Origin of the sequence: Acidipropionibacterium thoenii DSM 20276 (assembly GCF_000423445.1) — a bacterium.
Lineage (GTDB): Bacteria > Actinomycetota > Actinomycetes > Propionibacteriales > Propionibacteriaceae > Acidipropionibacterium > Acidipropionibacterium thoenii.
Map to the genome: position 1 here is coordinate 1 of NZ_AUHZ01000017.1, position 16,495 is coordinate 16,495.

The window sequence follows — 16,495 nt, forward strand, 5'->3', positions numbered from 1 at the left end:
CCGCGTCGGGCAGTTCTTCGGCGGCGGCGGTCTTGAACCCGGTGAATCCGTCCATGGCGACGACCTCGATCCCCTCTCGCCAGGGCTTCGGTCTGGCGGCGAGCCAGGTCTTGAACACGGCTTTCGAGCGTCCGGCGACCATGTCCAGCAGCCGTGCCGGGCCGGTCTTGTCGCGCACCGGGGTCAGGTCGATGATCACGGTCACGGACGTGTCGCCGTGGCGGGTGTGTCGCCACACGTGCTCGTCGACGCCGATCGTGGTCACGCCCTCGAACCGCGCCGGGTCATCGATCAGCCGCCGGCGGCCCTCGGCGAGGATCGCGTCGTTCGCGGCGGACCAGGACACCCCCAGCCCTGCCGCGACACGCGTGACCGAGAGATGATCGAGGACCAAGCCCGCCAGCCCCCACGCCAACCCACCGCGGGAGATCTTCGCCCGTACCGGCGCGGCGGCCGTGGTGTCCTGCCGCCAGACCCGCCCACACCCGCAGCATTTGTAGCGCCGGACCCGGATCAGCAGGGTCGTGGGCCGATGCCCGAACGGCTCATGCGCGAGCCGACGGATCACCGTGTCGCGCGGGGCGCCCTCGCATCCACACTCGCGGCACCACCGGTCCGGCTCCACGACACGGCACTCGATCACCGCCCGATCCGGGTCCAGACGCTGCCCGACAGCCTCCAGGCCGAGCTCGTCGAGACCGCAGAACGTGGTCAGGCAAGGTGTAGTGAAAGTAGGGTGTGACACGTCGAGGTCTTCCGGCAGATGGCGAGTGTGAGAACTTCCATCCTCAGGGAGACCTCGACCCCTACCCGGCCACCGACACGCTCAACCCGCTACACCCTCGTTCGTGAAGAGCCATCAATGATGACCACCGCATCCGAAGATCACCGGGAGCATGTGGACGCCACTCGGGCACCTCGTCAGGTGCTTGCGGTGTCGCGGCATCGGCCCTGTCCCAGGTACAGCGCCCGGGCCTGCCTGCTTCTCGCGACGCTGGTGGCAGTCACGGCCTGTGGCGTGACCGACGACGCAGGCTCCTCACGGTCGGCCGGAGGCGCTCCGTCCACCACGGCCTCCAGCACCCCATCCGCGAGCCTCACGCCACTGCCCGCGTCGACCCGCGATGGCACCGTGGAGGTTGACTCCGGAGGACGCGTGTTTCCATACGCGATCAGCAGCGGGTCCACGGATATCCCGGGAGTGATCGACCGCACGACTGCCGCACAGTCTGCGCTCAGGAGCTTCCACATGGACTCCGTCATCAGGGGCACCTCGGCATCCATCACACAGTCCGCGACGGTGGTTGTCGACGTCGATCAGTCCGGTACCGTCAGAAGGACCCATGTCCGAGTGGATGGTTCTGGCGAGAAGACGGACGTGGTCACCGTCGGAGCGAAGGTCTGGGTCCGCGACGGACAGGGCTGGTCCGCCTCGAACGAGAAGAATGACGTGGATCTTGGAACGCTGGCCAATCCCTTCTCGCGGTATCTCGATATCGCTGTCTTCGCGGACACCGCCTACTAGGGATCGGATCGATTCGGGCATCACTTCTCTGTCGACCTGAAGCCGGGCGAACTGAAGAGATATCTCCGCCTGTATGGCGAGGAGGAAGACGTCTCCGCCTTCGTCGGCATGGTCTCGCTGCGATATGACCTGTGGACCAACGACGCCTTCGTCGCCACCAGGTCCGTGATGGTCACCAGAGGCGATGACATGACGACCACCACGACCGTGCTCTCCAGACTCAACGAGCCGGCATCCACCCCGAAGGTCGGATAGCCAAGTGTTGGACGGCGTTCGTAGACTCCGGCTGTGTGCTGAGCCAGGAGATGCGATGAGTGATACCCCCGATCAGATCCAGGGGACAGCCGACGGCGAGTCCGCCGAGGAGCCGCTGCCGCCGCCTCACGAGAAACTGATGTGGGTTCTCGTGTGGGGGATGGGGATCATCTGCGCGATCATCCTCATCGTCTGGGCGGGCATGCTGCTCTTCCTCAACTGATTCGCCCACAGCAGCGCTCACGGCACGGCGAGCTCAGAACAGCGTCTCGGCCGGCTCGATGAGAGTGGGATCACTCGGATCGATCCGGCGGACGTTGTTGACCCGCGGATCCACCCGATAGCTGTCCAGGGTGGTCGCGATCTGCTCGGCCTGGGCGCCGGCCAGCTGCACCAGCCCCTCAGCCTGGTCCAGATCCAGCTTTTTCGGGTCGAGCCACTCGTCCAAGGCGTCCTCGGCGAGGAAGACCGGCATCCGGTCGTGGATCTCGCCGGCCCGGTCGGTCCCGGTGGTGGTGATGATGGCCGTCGTCGTGGTGGAGACGCCCTCGGTGCTGGGCGTCGAGGTGATCGCGGCGGCGTTGAGCAGCTGCCCGTCGGCGTGGATCCAGTGCGGGATCTTGGTCTTCGCCTTCCCCGGTGTCCACTCGAAGTAGCCGGTCATCGGGACGATCGCGCGATGGGACCGAAAGGACGTCCGGAACATCCCGTTGGTCGCCACGGTTTCCAGCCGGGCATTGATGGGACGCGGTCCGCCCGCCTTGGCCCAGAACGGCCGGAAACCCCAGGTGGCCGGCTCCAGGGTCCGGGCTGCCGCCGGCTCCCGGGTCTCTGGTTCGATCTCGTGGGGTGCCTCCTCGGGCACCGCGATGAGGATCGGGATGGTGGTCGAGGGGGCGACCGAGTAGGTCGGCGTCCACCCCTCGATGTCCCTGCCGATCGCCTGGTAGACCCTCATCAGATCGGTCGCCCCGACATTCAAGCCATACCGTCCGCACATCGGCGCCTCCTCGGGTCCGCGGCTTGATCCACTGCGTGCTTGCCATCCAGTGTGACGCAACGCCGGCGCGGCCCGGGAGGAACCCGGGCCGCGCCGGCGGCATCCATTTCTCACTGCGCTTCACCACAGGGTGGCTGCGCTGCTCCGACTCAGTGGTTTCGCTGAGACTTTCCAGCGTGCTCGGTCATCAGCCGCTTCTCCTCGGGACCGATCATGGCCAGCAGCACGATGGCCACCACAACGACCCCGACCATCGAGCCGTAGGTGACCCCCCAGCCGAAGTGCTGGGCCAGGAAGCCCACACCGGAGGAGGCCATCGTCGCTCCCAGGACGTATCCGAACAGTCCGGTGAAGCCGGCAGAGGTGCCGGCCACGTTGGCCGCGGACATGTCGATCGCCTGCAGGCCGATGAGCATCACCGGGCCATAGATGAAGGCGCCGATGAAGAACAGGAAGACCATCAGCAGCCAGTACGGGGTTCCCACCGGGGCGAGCCAGTAGGCGGCCAGGAAGACCCCGACGCCAATCAGGAAGGTGACGCCGGTGCGGGTGCGGTTGCCACCGAAGATGTGATCGGAGATCCAGCCGCATGCCAAGGTGCCGACCAGCCCGGCCAGCTCGAACAGCGAGAACCCGGCGATACCGCCCGAGACAGAGGCCCCGTGGACCTCGGACAGATAGGTCGGGACCCAGTTCAGGACCCCATAGCGCAAGGTGTAGACGAAGACATTGGCGAAGGCCAGTAGCAGCATCACCTTGTTCTTGAAGACGTGCTGGACGACGACCTGCCAGTAACTGCGCGTCTCCAGCTCGGAGGTGTCGGTCTCGACCTTCGCCGGGTCGTCGCGGAACTCCTCGATCGGGGGGAGCCCGACCGATGCCGGGGTGTCGCGGATCAACAGGAAGGCGACGATGGCGACCACGATGGCCACCAGGGCCGGCAGCCAGAAGGCGGCGTGCCAGTCATTGGCGGTGATGGCCAGGCCCCAGGCCGAGACGGCGCCGACGCCCATCCCTCCGACGTTGTGGGCGCAGTTCCAGATCGAGGTCTTCCAGCCCCGCTCATTGGTGGAGAACCAGTGCACCAGGACACGGCCCGAGGGAGGCCACCCCATGCCCTGGAACCAGCCGTTGATGAACATCACGATCGCGAAGACAGCGATCGATGCCGAGACGGCGGGCACGAAGGCCACCGCCAGGTTCGCCAGGGCCGACAGGAACAGGCCCAAGGGCAGGAAGTACCGCGCATTGGAGCGGTCGGAGATCATCGCCATGAAGAACTTCGAGAAGCCATAGGCGATCAGGACGGCATTCGAGATGATGCCGATCCCCACCTTGTCGATGCGACCCTCGTCGAGCAGGATCGCCGAGACCAGGGAGATGTTGTTTCGGATCAGATAGAAGCCGGCATAGCCGAGGAAGATTCCCAGGAAGACCTGGAGGCGCAGCCGGGGGTACCGCCGCGTGACCTCGGCGTCGTCCAGCCGAGGGGCGGGCGGGGGTGCTGACAGCCAGGAGCGCTTTCGCGAAGCCGGTTTCTCAGTGGTGGACATGAATGGCAACTCCGGAATTCATGGTCGTCCGGTGTGGACGGCACTGTTCGACTCCTTATGTTTGCGGCTCGGGTCGGCCGAAGCGATGGTCTGTGGTGACAGATGGTCACAGCGCTGTGACCATCTGGGCCGGTGGCTCATCTCGTCGGCGGCGTTCGGTGCAGTCGGCGGTCGAGCGCCGGTGGTCAGGCCAGCAGCCACAGGTGGTCGGCTGCCAGCTTGAGTGACACCATCTGATGGCGCGCCAGCGGCTCGGACCACAGGTCCCCGGTACCCAGCAGGCTGCCCTGTTCGGTCTCGATGAGATACTCCATCGTCTCTCCGCGGTAACGCACCTCCTGAACGATGCCGACCAGGCCGTGGGGTGCGCTCCCACGCTCCTGGCGGGGCTCTCGCGCGGCGCAGCCGACCTCGTCGCGCTGACCGGTCGGTCCGAGCGGGTGGATCTGGAGACAGTGCGGGCGCACCAGCAGGGTGGCGGTGTGTCCCGGTTCCACAGTGACGCCGGGGGCCACCGGCACCACCAGTTCGTTGCCCAGCACGCGGATCCTCGCTCGCCGGTCATCACCTGGGCCGCAAGGGGGCACTGGGCCCAGGGTCTCGGCATCCAGGAAGGATGACCGGCCCAGGAACTCGGCGACGAAGGAGTTGGCTGGATGCTGATACATCTGGCGTGGCGTCCCGGCGCCGGCGACGCGGCCATGATCGAGCACGACGATCCGGTCGGCAGTGGCCAGTGCCAGCCCCGGTTCGTGGGTGACATGCACCACAGTGGTGCCCAGCCGGCGCCTCAACCCATCGATGAGGTCCAGCAGGACAGCCTTGAGAGCTTGGTCCAAGCCGGACAACGGCTCATCGAGCAGCAGCACCCGCGGCTGGGACACCAGCGCCCTGGCCAACGCCACCCGGCGCCGCTGACCCCTGGACAGCTCGTGGCTGTAGGCCCGCTCCAGGCCTGCCAAACCCAGCCTCAGCAGCATCACCTCCGCCTGGTCGGCCACCTGGAGAGGACTGAGGCGTGCGGCCCGCAGCGGGTAGGCGACGTTGTCGAAGACGGTCAGATCGGGGAAGAGGTTGTCCTGCTGGAACACGGTGGCCGTGGGGCGCCCCGCCGGTGGCACATCGCTCATGTCGCGACCCGCGATGAGCACTTGACCTTGGTCTGCGGCCTCCAGACCATTCAGAATCATCACCAGGGTCGACTTCCCTGAGCCCGATGGCCCCATCACGTCGATCAGCTGTCCGGGCTCGGCGATCAGGTCGACTCCGTCAAGAGCCGGTCGCGACATCCCGGGGAAGGTCTTGGACAGCCCGCGCACCTCGATCCGGCCCTCGCGATCCGGTCTCGATTCATGAGCGCGGCTCTCCACGCGATCAAGGCCGTGCCGGTCATCCTCACGCACGGCGTCCTCCTCCGATGCTCAGCCAGATACCGGAGGCCACCAGGGCAACGGTGATCGCCGTCACGGTGGACAGGGTGCATGCCTCAGTGAGTCGACCTGCCTCTACCTCGGTGACGATCTGGGCGGCGATGAATGGCGTGTCAGCACCAGTGAGCAGGATCACCGAGGGGACCGACGTCATCCCCATCGCAAACCCCAGCGCCGTAGCCGCGGCCAGCGCAGGGCGCAGCTGGGGGATGATCAACGGCCTCAGCATCCGCCGGGGGGCCATCCCCAGGCCGGCCGCGGACTGCCTGACCGGCAGCACCATCGCATCGGTGCGAGCTCTCAGGAAGGCCACCACGACAGGCACGAGGACCAGCCCCTGAACGGTCATCACGAGGACCAGGATCGTCGAGGTCGACTCCCCGCTCACCCCCGGCGCCTGCCAGATCGTCAGGGCGCCCAGTGCCAATGGCAGTGCGGGGGCCGAGGAGGCCAGCAGGATTGCTGAGATCGAACTGCCCCGGTGGAGCCCGCCGGTGGCCACAATGGCGCACCCGGCGAGGAGCGCGATTGTGGTGGCGCCGGCCGCGACGATCACCGAGTCGGCCAGCGCCAGCCCGTTGAGGCCCGTCAGCAGCCCGCGATAGCTCGACGCCGTCCAGCTCAGGCCACCCGTGGCGTCGATCACCGAGCCCAGCATCACTACCGGCAGGCTGAGGGCGTTGATCCCGGCCACCACCCAGGTCATTGCCACCATCGCGCGCTGCCAGGCAGTGGCGGGGCGACGCCGTCGGGTCCGGATCGCGGAATCCTGGTAGGTCAGGCTCCCGGAGTTCGATGAGATCGCTGATATCGCCAGCCAGGCGAGGATGCAGATGGCCAGCATCACCGCGGAGGTGGCGGCGGCCCCCACCATGTCTCCCTCACCGATCGCTGCCTCTCGAAGGCGGGTCGCCAGCACCTGGTAGGAGCCGCCCAATGCCAGCGGGTTGGCCACGTCGACGGCGGTGTTGGCCACCAGCAGCAGGAACACGGTGGCCAGCTGGGGCCACAGGTGCGGAAGGACGATGGCGTGCAGGATCTTCGAGGTCGGCAGGCCGAGGTCGCGGGCCTGGTCGATCAGTCCCTCATCGAGGGTGCGCAGGCCAGACAGGACCGCCAGGTAGGCCAATGGCATCATCGCCAGGGTGTCGGCCAGCACCAGGCCGGTGAACCCGTAGACCGATAGCCAGGATTCGCCGGTGAGCTGGGCGATGACACCGTTGTTCCCCCAGATCTGCAACAGGGTGGTGGAGGCTGTCACCGGCGGCAGTAGCACCGGGGCCAGAGTCATGCCATGCAGGGCGCCGCGCCCGGCGAACCAGTAGCTGTGGTGCACCGCCGCCATCATCGCTCCGACCGCGGTTCCCACCACCCCGACCGCCGTCGCCAAGCCGAGCGTTCTTCCGATCACCGGCATCTGATGGGTCACCACTCCTGCCAGTGCGGTTCTGCCGGCAGAGGTGAAAGGCGTTGCCATAGTGGGGTGCAGCAGGATCACGATGGGGATGGCCAGCCCCAGCCAGGTCACTGCCCGAAGGGCGGGGGTCAGAACTGGACGCCGGGGGCGGCGCGGCAACCCGGGTGGTGTTCGACGCGGCGGTCGACGCAGCCAGCGATGTGCGGTGCTGGCATCGGTGAGCGAATCTGCGCTCATCCCAGCACCTGGGTGCGGAACTGTTCAGTGAGATGTTGGCGGCGCCGGGCCCCTTCCTGCAGCGACAGTGCGACGATCCGATGGTCGGCCGGCAGCCGGAGACGCTGGTCGGAGGGCAGGTCGGAGCGGACCGGAAGCTGCCGGGAGTGGGAATGCTGCCCCAGCTCCTGGCCCTTGGCCGACAGGATGAAGTCCTCGTAGCGCCTGGCTGCCGAGAGTTGCCAGGCGTTGCGGTGGTCGGTGCCGCGCAGGATCGCCACCGCGCCGACCTCCCGGCCGGTGCCCTCACTGGGGTAGCTCACCACCAGATCGCGGTGTCCCTGGCCGATCTGCTTGACGCAGTGCTGGGTGAAGGTGATCGCGGTCGCCACCTCCCCGCGGGCCACCACACCGGATGGCGCCAGTCCCGAGGAGGTGTACTGCAGAACGTTGCGGTTGAGACGCCGCAGCCAGTCCATTCCCGCCTGTTCGCCACCCAAGCGGGCCACCTGGGTCTCGACCATCGTGTAACCGGTGCCCGAGAACATCGGGTTCGGGGCAGAGATGAGGCCCCGATAGCGGGGATTCAACAGGTCCTGCCACGAGGTGGGTATCGCAAGACCGTTGCGAGCCAGCACCGAGCGGTCCGAGCAGAATCCCATGATGCCCTGGTAGCTGCCGGTCCAGTACCCGTCCTTGTCGCGGGCGAAGGCGGGCACCTGCGACCAGCCGTGGGGGCGGTAGGCCACGAACAGTCCTCGGGCGGTGCCTGTCACATAGGCCTCCGAGGGTCCGCCGTGCCATACATCGAAGTGGTGGCCGGGCTGGCTGATGAGGGTGAGAGCCTCCCCGGCCGGGCGGCGGGTCATGGTGACCCGGATTCCGGTCTCGGCGGTGAAGGCGGCGCCCCACTCCTGGCAGATGTCATCGATCGAGGAGCACAGCACCGACAGCCGGGAACCTCGGGCATGGCTGACGACTCCACCCAGTGCCCATCCGACAACCGTGACCAGGATCAGGACACCGGCCACCCTGGGCCACCAACGGCCGGCTGCGCCCGGCCTGCGCCCGTGCATCGATCGGCCCCCAGCCCTGGCGGGGGTCCTGCCGACAGGCCTCCTGCCGTTTGGGATCGTCGGGAGTGCGTCCCTGCTGGGACCGGGAGGGTTCCTGTCGGCGCTCACTGGGGCCTCCCGGCGTCCGGCATCAGGTACCCCTCGCCGCGCACGGTGAGGATGAGTGCGGCTCCCTCGCCATCGAGGCGATGACGCAACCGGTAGACGGTGGTCTTGATCATCTCCTTGGAGCCCACCCCGGAGGCGGTGAACCAGACGTCGTTGAGGAGGACGGCCCAGGTGACGACCTCTCCCTTGTGGCGCATCAGGGTGGTGAGCAGCCGCAGCTCGAGGTCCGACAGATGAAGGTTTCGGCCGCGCCAGAAAGCGGCGCGAAGGGCGGTGTCCACCGTCAGCTCGCCGTTGGCCAGGGTCGTCTCATCGCTGGCCGGCACAGTGCGACGGAAGATCGCCTGGGCACGCAGCGCCAACTCCCGGGGACTGAAAGGTTTGGTGAGATAGTCGTCGGCCCCGGCCAACAGCCCTTTGATCCGATCATCGGTGGTGTTCTTGGCGGTGAGCAGGATCACCGGCGTCGCCGAGACCGATCGGACCCGTTCGCACAGGCTGATTCCCGAGGCGCCGGGAAGCATGATGTCGAGCACGATGATGTCGATGCGTTGCTGGTTGAACAGTTCCCAGGCGCGTTCGGCGTTGCGAGCCGTCAGGCACCGGAATCCCTGGGTCTCCAATGCGAAACTGACGATCGACAGCATCTGGGCCTGGTCGTCAACCACCAGCGCCAGTGGCTCTGGCGAAGGAGTCATGCCTGATCCTCCTTCGGGACGGCCGGGCAGGGGTGGATGGGAATGGTGCAGAAGATCGAGGTACCCCGCCCGGCCAGGGTGTCCACCAGAACCCGGCCGCCGTGGGCCTCGATGACCCGCTGTGTCACCATCATTCCCAAACCGGTGCCGTGGCTCTCCAGCGCGGTGAGATCGCCGGTGAATGGTCGGAACAGTTGCTCTCGTTCCGCCTGGCTCATCCCGGTGCCGTCGTCGGAGACACAGATGATGACGTAACCCTCGGACTCGGTCACCTGAACCGTGACCACCGCCCCCTCGCCGGCATGGCGCACCGCATTGTTGACCAGGTTCCACAGTGCCTGGCGCAGCAGATTGGCGTCTGCGGCGAGCATGATCCGTCGCCCGGAGTTCTGCATCTCCAATGGGGTGTGGGTGAGCCGACGCAGCTCGTTGACGGCGTCCCGGACCAGCCCGCGGATCTCCACCTGGCTGCGATGCAGTTCCACCAGCTGGGCGTCGACCCGGGCCTCGGCGAGCATGTTCTCGGCCAGCGCCGACATCTGCGCGGTGTTGTCGAGGATGGTCTCGACGAACTCGCGCTGGCGCTCGGTGAGCGGTCCCGGCGTCTCCTCGTTGAGCAGCTCGGCCGAGCCCTGGATGAGAGCCAACGGGGTGCGCACCTCATGGGAGAAGACGTTGGGACGCTCCATCCGGTGCGCGACCAGAGCCCGCAACTGCTGGTTGTCGCGCCGGATGAGAATCAGGCTGCGCCGTGCCCGGATCCACAGATCGGTCATCACGAGCCCGGCCGCGATCACGATGAGGAGGATCCACAGAAACGCGGGCACCGCGTCAGTATCCCATCCGGGTGAACGGGCAGTGGTTCAGACGATCGCCCTGTTGACGAAGTCGATCAGGGTGGCCTCGACCTCGGCCCGGGTGGCCGGCTCGTTGTGCACCTCGTGGCGGACCCCCGGGTACACGTGGGTCTCGACATCGGTGTGACCGGCGTCCCACAGCTGGTTGGCCACGTGAAGAGCCCCCTCGCCGTAGTTGGCGACGGGGTCCTGGTCGCCGGCCAGGATGAGCACCGGAAGGCCGGCCGGGATCGCGGCATACCAGGCGGGGTCGTTGACCTGGTCGTAGATCCCGGCGAAGTCGGAGACGAATCGCAGCGACATCGGCGCGCCGAAGTTGTTCAGCGGGTCGACGGCATGGTCGGCGACCACCCCGGGATCGGAGGCCACCCAGTCGGTCGGACCGGCGTCCACCCCGAAGCGGTCGGTGAAGCCGTCGAACATCTGGTCGGCGAACTCCTCGCCCGAGGCGGTGGGGTCCCCGGCGGCGATGGCGGCGGCCAGGCCGGCCCGGTCCAGGGTCTCCTCGATGCCGTGGATCTGCGCCGCGATCCCGCACAGCGCCAGTCCCGACAGGTCCTCGCCGAAGCGGGCGGCATATCCGCGGGCGATCATCGAGCCCCAGGAGTGGCCGAAGAAGACATAGGGCAGGGTCGGGTGGAGCTCGACGGCCAGGTCGTGCAGGGTCTTCTCGTCGGCCAGTACGGTCTCCACCCCGTTCTCCCCGGTGTCCTGCCACACTCCGGAGGCCGCGGCGGTCGCGCCATGTCCGGCATGGTCGTCGGCGGCCACTGCGAAGCCGGCATCCAGCAGGGAGGTGATCATGTGGATGTAGCGCCGGGAGTGCTCCCCCAGACCGTGGGCGATCTGGACGATCGCCCGGGGCGAGGTGGCCGGGGTGTAGATCCAGGCGTGGATCTCGTCACGCCCGTTGTGTGAGGCAAAGGTCACTTCATTGAGAGCCATCGATGCTTCCTCAGTGCTGGATTCGAGTCGATGCCCGCGGTCATCGTGGACGTCGCCACCCTAGTCGGGTCTCCCGCGGGGTGTGTGCCGTTCGCGGGTGCGCAAATCACTCCGCAGACGGGGCTTTGGGGTCGGTGCCGATGCAGGAACCCTCGTCTGCGGAGTGATCTGCGCACTCCGGGAGGTGGCCTCGGCGGTGACGGGTCCCGAGCGGGCCGGAGAGTGCGGTGGTCGCCCCGGTTCAGGCCCGCCAGCCCTCACGCGGATCGGTTCCTCACCCGGTCGAGGCCCTCAGCCGGTTCAGCTGCGCAGCTCATCCGAGACCGTCTTCACCACGGTGCGCAGATCCAGCCACCACTGGTCCCGGGGGCGCCGGTGGAGGGCGTCGACCAGGGAGGGCATGGTGTCCATCGAACCGGCCCGCAGATGGCCCTCCCGGATACCGATGAAGGAGGCATTGTCGGTGCCGGCGGCCAGCTCGTCGTCGATGAGGTTGAGGCCGCGGTAGGCGAACCGGGTGGCCATCAGCCGGTCGAAGGGGGACGGCGAGCCGCCCTGCTGCATGTGCCCCAGCACCGCGGTGCGCACGTCATAGAGCCCGTGGGACTCCTCCTCCATCACCCGGGCCAGGAAGTCGGTGGTGTAGTTGGCCGAGGCATTCTCATTGCGCACCGCCAGGAACAGTCGGCGTCCATTGGCGAAGGACTCCCGCAACCAGTGCATATCGGCGACCACGTCGTCCAGGCTGATGCCCTCCTCGTTGAGATAGATCCGTTCCGCGCCGGCCGCCAACCCCGACATCAACGCCAGGTAGCCGCAGTTCTTGCCCATCGTCTCCACCACGAAGCAACGTTTGGAGGCGATCCCGGACTCCTTGATCTTGTCCATCGCGTCGACGATGACGTTCAGCGCGGTATCGGCACCGATCGACAGCTCGGATCCAGGCAGATTGTTGTCGATGCTGGCCGGGATGCAGACGGTCGGGATCCGGAAGGCGGGGTAACGGTCCCGTTCGGTCGTCATCTTGTGGATGCCGTCGTAGGCCGAGTAGCCGCCCACGACGATGAGGGCGTCGATCTCGTTCTTCTCCAGGGACCGGCTGATGGCGTAGAGATCCTCGGTGCGGGGGACCTCGCGGCGAGTGCCGAGCATCGCGCCGCCCTCCCCGGCCAGCCCCTCGGTCTCCTCCCAGGTGAGCTCGGCGACCTCACCGGCAGCCAGCCCGATGAACCCGTTGTGGATCCCGATCATGTGGTGGCCGCGGGAGATCCCGAGCCGGGCGAGGCTCCGGGTGGCGGTGTTCATGCCTGGGGCCGGCCCGCCGGCCAGCATGATCCCGATCCGCTTGTCGGAGGCGATCGGCACGGTGCGCACCGGGGAGGCGACCTCGCTGAAGATGGCGTCCATCTCCACGAAGGAGCGGCCGCGCATCCGCATCGCCTCGCGGTAGTCGCCGGCCTTGATGAGCTCAGGCACCTGTTGGGTGTCGGCCACTGCCTTGACCAGGGAGATCCGGTCGATCCGGTTGGACCTGGTGGCGATCACCCGACCCTCGGAGTCGGGGGTGGCGGTGAGGACCTCGTGGACGGCGTTGTAGCCCAACCAGGTCGACGCCCACCGGTCGTAGGCGCTCGGTGTCCCGCCGCGCTGGACGTGGCCCAGGATGGTGACCCGGGCGTCCTCGTTGAGCCGGTCGGTGAGCACCTGGCGGACGTAGTCGGCCTTGATCGGGTTGCCCTCGCGGTCGGTGGCCCCCTCGGCGACGATGACAATGGAGTCGCGGCGTCCGGCACGTCGCCCCGCCTGCAGGTCGGCGCACATCCGGTCCTCCCAGCCGGGCTCCGGGGGCTGCTCGGGAACCAGCACGAAGTCGGCCCCGCCGGCCACCGCGCTCATCAGCGCCAGGTAGCCGCAGTGGCGTCCCATCACCTCGACCACGAAGGAGCGCTGATGGCTGGCGGCGGTGGAGGCCAGGTCGTCGATGGCGTCGACGATGCGATGCAGGGCGGTGTCGGCGCCGATCGTCATGTCCGAGCCGACCAGATCGTTGTCGATCGAGCCGACGATTCCCGCGATCATCAAGGTGGGGTGCTCGTGGGCGATCTCAGGGGTGAGATCGCCGCCCTCGACCAGCTCGGCGATCAGCCCTGACCACTCGTTGCGCAGCAGGTTCAGCCCGGTGAGCGAGCCGTCGCCGCCGATCACCACCAACCGGTCGATGCCGCGCTCCAAGAGGTGCTTGACGGCCTTGAGGCGCCCGGAACGCTCTCGCATCTCCTTGCACCGGAAGGTGCCGATGACGGTGCCGCCGCGGTTGAGGATCGAGCCGACGTCCTCCCAGTCGAACAGCTTGATGCCGTCGCCGCCGTCGATCATCCCCTGGTAGCCCTCGTAGATGGCGTACACCTCGGCGCCCACGCTCAGCGCCGAGCGCACCACCGCCCGCACCGCAGCGTTCATCCCCTGGGCATCGCCGCCGCTGGTGAGGATGCCGATCTTGACGCCGTGGCCGTCGGGCAGAGCTGGGGTGGCATTGATGTCCTCGAAGCTGTGGTGGTCATCGTTCCAGTCGTCACTACGCACGCTCCCAGTCTGCCGTGCCGAGGTGACGAGCAGGTGTCATGGGGGAGGGTGTCTTCAAGGCCGGGGAGGCCGCTCGGCGTCAGCCGGGTGCGGGCTGGGCCGCGCGGAGCCTCCCCGCGGGGGAGGCCGGGGTTGTCAGGCCGACTTGCGGACCGTGATGCTCCAGCTGGCCTTGCCGACCTTGCGGAAGTCGGTGACGTCGTGGCCCGCCTCGGCGGCCCAGGCCGGGATGGCGGTGGTGGCCTGGGTGCAGTCGAAGTTGATCACCAGATCGTCTCCGACCGGGATCTGGCTGATCGCCTCACGAGCCTCGATGAGGGGGAAGGGGCAGACGTTGCCGCCGGTCTCCAGGATGTGGGTGGCCATGGTGTTCTCCTTGGTGAGTGGGTTGGTGGTCGAGTTGGCTGTGGGGTGGCCCTGGTGCCGGGTGGGCTCCAGGTCGGGTGGGCTCCAGGTCGGGTGGGCTGACCGGCGTCAGGCCGACACCGGGACGCGAGCAGGTTCCGGCGCAGCAGGGGCGCTGGTCAGGGTGTGCGGCACGCTGCGGGCCGCCCGCGGCTGGAGGTAGCGCACCGCCAGTCCGACGCCGAGGAAGGTGAAGCCGAAGGCCAGCCAGCCCTGCCAGGCCAGCTGGGCGGTCTCGACCATCGAGTTGCCGATGGTGCAACCGCCGGCCAGGGAGGCGCCGATACCCAGGCCGATGCCGCCGATCGCCGAGCGGATCGCGGTCCCGGCGTCGGGCACTCGGACTCGGAACTCGCCGCTGGCCAGAGCCGCGATCGAGGAGCCGAAGAGGATGCCCAGCACCAGCCAGACCCCCCAGTCGATGCGGGTGGAGTCGCCGGTGGCGAACCAGTTGGCCAGGTTGGCCGAGGGGGTGGTGATGCCCAGGCCGGCCTGGCGTCCGCTGGCGAAGCTCAGCGGGTAGGCGACGATCGCGACGGCCGAGATGATGAGGGCGGTCGCCAGCGGGTGCCACGGCTTCTCGAACAGCAGGTGTGCCAGGCCGGTGCGGGTGGGCGGCAGGGTGGCGACGGTGCGGCGGGGCCGGGTGAGTTCCCGGTAGACCAGGTATCCGGCGACGATCACGAGGACCGCGACGACGATCCACGGTGAGATGTGGAAGGTGGCCGGGATGGTGGTGGCCGGCGCGGTGACGCTGCGCAGTCCGTCGTTCAGCGGGGCCAGCGGGCCGTACTTCATGGCTGCTGCGGAGGCGCCGTAGAGCACCAGGGCGATCCAGCTTCCGACGAGGCCTTCACCGGCCCGGTACCAGGTGCCGGTGGCGCAGCCGGCGGCCAGCACCATGGCGACGCCGAAGATCAGGGAGCCGACGGCGACTGCCAGCCAGGGCAGTGCTTTGTGGGTGAGATGCACGACGCCGGTGGCATCGAGCACGGCGACGCCGACCGCCTGGATCGCGATGATGGCGATGAAGGCGGTGAAGTAGCTGCTGCGCTTGGTCTGCCACATGTCGCGGAAGGCTGTCGTCACGCAGAATCGGCCCCGTTGCAGGGCGAATCCGAATATCAGTCCGACGAGAAGTCCGGTCAATGCCATGGTTGTTCCTTGTCTGTGCGTGGAGTGAGGGTGTGTCGATAGAGGTGTGGAATATGCGGCAGAAATTGGGCGTGCCGATACCGCTGAGATGGTCAGAACGAGGAGACAATGACACCAATGACGCAATGGTGTTCTGGGAGTTCCGTGACGCCCATCACGACCGCGAGCCCCGTGGCAGTCTGATCTGACAGAGTCTGCTCGGGCGGACGCCCTGCCGGGCCGGGGTCTGCAGAGATGACGCTGCAGTTGCCCCTCACCAGCGACGGGAGGGGGGAAGGGTGCCGGTGGGAGAGGGCCGAATCGGCTCTCACAAGCGGATCAGCGGGCCCTCAGGGGTGGCTCAGCAAGCCGGACAGGACATTCGAGCCGGACAGCACCGACACGACATCCGGGCAGCGGTGCTACGACCGGTCCGGAACGGGATGATCCCGAGTGTCGTCATGACGGGTTCCTTCGATGCCTGGCGATTCCTCATGGCGCCGGGATGAGCCGGGCACCGAATCGCTGGAATGGATCTTGCTGTGAATCCAACATGTTCACCCCGAATCGGGATGAACAGAGTTCATATAATCACGGGATCGATCGCAGTGCAAGCCTTGCCAAGTCAGTCGTCGATCATATCTTCTGTGATGGGCGAACCTGCGAACCAGTCGAGACGGGGTGTGTGCTCCCACTCGCCGATGGCGTCGCGCAACTCCAGCATCCTGACGTGGATTGCATCAGTGGCGGTGAAACTGCACAGTCCGTAGCACTTGATGGCACGGAGCTTCCCCGAGTCCTGGCCCTTCACGGCAAGTGTGACCGCCAGAGCTCCCTCCCCCCACCTGCCGATCACAAAAGTCGAGTCGCACAGACCGATGCCGACGATGTCGCTGAACCGGATGATCTGATGGCCCCAGAGCCGCCGAGTCACCTTCACTGTTCTGGTTTCCCGGTCGACTTGAACACGACCGTTGAAGGCTAGCTTCAGCCCAGCCAGTAGGAACAGCAAGGAACCCGCGATGAAGGCTGCTTGCTGAGGTGCAGAGTCCGCATCTGCGAAACAGCCGAACAGGAGCGCGGCGATGGTGAGGTCGAACATGGCACCTACGAGCTTGGAGTAGGCCGTTGGCCTGATGGTCCTGATCATGGGCGCTCCCGCCTCCGTTGCTCGCCTCGGTGGTGTCCTGCGAGGGAGTCTTCCATGCTGGGCCGCAGATTGGGTGAGATCACTCTGACGAGTGAAGGTTCTCGGTTGCGTCGACAGATTCGAGCACCCGAGGGCGCGGCGAG

General features: G+C 67.3%; 15 protein-coding genes and 1 pseudogene. 3 read left to right on the forward strand and 13 right to left on the reverse strand.

The window, feature by feature from the left end:
- Positions 1–745: pseudogene (locus G554_RS0107125) on the reverse strand (ISL3-like element ISPfr1 family transposase); the annotation flags it as partial.
- A gap of 273 nt (positions 746–1,018) precedes the next feature.
- On the opposite strand from G554_RS0107125, the gene G554_RS18055 reads away from it, so the two are divergent.
- From G554_RS18055 to G554_RS17605, 3 genes are all read left to right on the forward strand, one after another.
- A complete protein-coding gene (locus tag G554_RS18055) occupies positions 1,019–1,525 on the forward strand; it encodes a hypothetical protein (RefSeq protein WP_211220421.1) in 507 nt (168 codons plus the stop codon).
- A gap of 108 nt (positions 1,526–1,633) precedes the next feature.
- On the forward strand, positions 1,634–1,780 hold the full coding sequence (locus G554_RS17600) for a hypothetical protein (protein WP_154654208.1): 147 nt from the start codon (positions 1,634–1,636) through the stop codon (positions 1,778–1,780).
- A 55-nt stretch (positions 1,781–1,835) separates the two neighbouring features.
- Positions 1,836–2,003, forward strand: a complete 168-nt coding sequence (locus G554_RS17605) for a hypothetical protein (RefSeq protein ID WP_154654209.1) — start codon at positions 1,836–1,838, stop codon at positions 2,001–2,003.
- Between the two features lie 33 nt (positions 2,004–2,036).
- Here G554_RS17605 and G554_RS0107150 read toward each other — a convergent pair whose 3' ends face one another.
- The 12 genes from G554_RS0107150 to G554_RS0107205 form a co-directional block, all read right to left on the reverse strand.
- On the reverse strand, positions 2,037–2,780 hold the full coding sequence (locus tag G554_RS0107150; protein ID WP_027587369.1) for an SOS response-associated peptidase: 744 nt from the start codon (positions 2,778–2,780) through the stop codon (positions 2,037–2,039).
- 149 nt (positions 2,781–2,929) lie between these two features.
- On the reverse strand, positions 2,930–4,333 hold the full coding sequence (locus G554_RS0107155; protein WP_036925000.1) for an MFS transporter: 1,404 nt from the start codon (positions 4,331–4,333) through the stop codon (positions 2,930–2,932).
- A 185-nt stretch (positions 4,334–4,518) separates the two neighbouring features.
- On the reverse strand, positions 4,519–5,736 hold the full coding sequence (locus G554_RS0107160) for an ABC transporter ATP-binding protein (RefSeq protein ID WP_051232657.1): 1,218 nt from the start codon (positions 5,734–5,736) through the stop codon (positions 4,519–4,521).
- Positions 5,729–7,417, reverse strand: a complete 1,689-nt coding sequence (locus G554_RS0107165; RefSeq protein ID WP_084648387.1) for an ABC transporter permease — start codon at positions 7,415–7,417, stop codon at positions 5,729–5,731. Before G554_RS0107165 ends, G554_RS0107160 begins: the two co-directional genes overlap by 8 nt.
- Complete coding sequence (locus G554_RS15245) at positions 7,414–8,427, reverse strand: ABC transporter substrate-binding protein (protein WP_051232659.1); 1,014 nt, start codon at positions 8,425–8,427, stop codon at positions 7,414–7,416. Before G554_RS15245 ends, G554_RS0107165 begins: the two co-directional genes overlap by 4 nt.
- A 149-nt stretch (positions 8,428–8,576) precedes the next feature.
- Entirely contained in the window at positions 8,577–9,278 is a 702-nt protein-coding gene (locus tag G554_RS0107175) for a response regulator (RefSeq protein ID WP_027587373.1), read from the reverse strand.
- Positions 9,275–10,105: a sensor histidine kinase gene (locus G554_RS0107180; RefSeq protein WP_027587374.1), complete on the reverse strand. Its 831-nt coding sequence runs from the start codon at positions 10,103–10,105 to the stop codon at positions 9,275–9,277. The genes G554_RS0107175 and G554_RS0107180 overlap by 4 nt, the downstream gene beginning before the upstream one ends.
- A gap of 36 nt (positions 10,106–10,141) precedes the next feature.
- Positions 10,142–11,080, reverse strand: coding sequence for an alpha/beta fold hydrolase (locus G554_RS0107185; RefSeq protein WP_027587375.1), 939 nt, complete (start codon positions 11,078–11,080; stop codon positions 10,142–10,144).
- A 300-nt stretch (positions 11,081–11,380) separates the two neighbouring features.
- The gene (locus G554_RS0107190) at positions 11,381–13,618 is read right to left on the reverse strand and encodes a 6-phosphofructokinase (RefSeq protein ID WP_027587376.1); all 2,238 of its coding nucleotides are present in this window, start codon (positions 13,616–13,618) and stop codon (positions 11,381–11,383) included.
- Positions 13,619–13,798: 180 nt separating this feature from the next.
- On the reverse strand, positions 13,799–14,029 hold the full coding sequence (locus G554_RS18060; RefSeq protein WP_027587377.1) for a sulfurtransferase TusA family protein: 231 nt from the start codon (positions 14,027–14,029) through the stop codon (positions 13,799–13,801).
- Positions 14,030–14,137: 108 nt separating this feature from the next.
- Positions 14,138–15,223 carry a YeeE/YedE family protein gene (locus tag G554_RS15250; protein ID WP_071162168.1) on the reverse strand — a complete coding sequence of 362 codons (1,086 nt, stop codon included), beginning with the start codon at positions 15,221–15,223 and terminating at the stop codon, positions 14,138–14,140.
- Positions 15,224–15,827: 604 nt separating this feature from the next.
- Positions 15,828–16,352, reverse strand: a complete 525-nt coding sequence (locus tag G554_RS0107205) for a hypothetical protein (RefSeq protein WP_027587378.1) — start codon at positions 16,350–16,352, stop codon at positions 15,828–15,830.
- Between the last annotated feature and the right edge of the window lie 143 nt (positions 16,353–16,495).